The sequence below is a fragment of the Gilliamella sp. wkB18 genome (assembly GCF_001690875.1).
GTDB lineage: Bacteria > Pseudomonadota > Gammaproteobacteria > Enterobacterales > Orbaceae > Gilliamella > Gilliamella apicola_A.
In genome coordinates, this window is record NZ_LZHM01000041.1 from 1 (window position 1) to 1025 (window position 1025).

Consider the following 1025-nt stretch of genomic DNA (forward strand, 5'->3'; position numbering starts at 1 on the left):
AAGTGTTTCCATACTTACTGTCATACCAATATACAGCTGATACGAGCCATAAGCCGAAGCAGTGACAGAATCGATTAACAAATTTTAACTAACAGGTAATAACTGATGAAAACACAAATCAAAAAAATCTTAATATTAGGTAGTAGTTTACTGATGTTATCGTTACTGACAGGGTGCGATTTTACCGATTATAAAACGCGAATTCAAAGGGAAAACGATATTAATAACCCAACAGGAAATAAATCAGTTTGTTTGGCTGTGGGGGATTTAACTGAGGATATGTATCCTTATACTATTCACTATGTTGAAGGCGAAATTGATCCGAAAGAGCCTTATGATAAAGTAAAACAAAATAGAAGATTAAACTTAAAGCTATCCCTTTATGCTAAAGAGGGATTATTTACCGAAGAGCTGGTTGGTCATGACGGTGATAAGCCTCTGTACCGTTATAATTTAACGGATGAAGGTCGCAAATACGTAGATTGGTGGGGAGGCACTAACTTCTGCTTTGGTCGGGTTGTAGTTGATAGGATTACAGAGGTTGATAATCAACTTAAAGGTATGAGAATGGTGTCATTTCGTTACCATATGGAAAATGTGCCAAACTGGATAAAAAGCAAACAGATTTATAGCTTGTATCCTAATTTTGACGGTCTTGAAGATGTCGTAACAGGTAAAGATCTTGCCAGAGGGACTCATTATTATAATGTTAATGATTATGGTGAATTAAAGCTAAGAAGGGCTAAAAGTGGCGGTTATATTTTATAAAATTATTTTAATTCATTAGATTACTGTTAAGTTTAAGATTTGCGGGGTAAAAAAGTGTTTCCATACTTACTGTCATACCAATATACAGCTGATACGAGCCATAAGCCGAAGCAGTGACAAAAGCGATTAAAAAATTTTAACTAACAGGTAATAACTGATGAAAACACAAATCAAAAAAGTCTTAATATTAGGTAGTAGTTTACTGATGTTATCGTTACTGACAGGGTGCGATTTTACCGATTATAAAACGCGAATTC

Annotated in this window: 1 protein-coding gene; it reads left to right on the plus strand. The window is 34.5% G+C overall.

The genetic code is table 11. The features are described 5' to 3' along the window. The first annotated feature begins 105 nt into the window (after positions 1-105). Positions 106-768 carry a hypothetical protein gene (locus A9G48_RS03725; protein ID WP_065575803.1) on the plus strand — a complete coding sequence of 221 codons (663 nt, stop codon included), beginning with the start codon at positions 106-108 and terminating at the stop codon, positions 766-768. Positions 769-1025 lie beyond the last annotated feature (257 nt).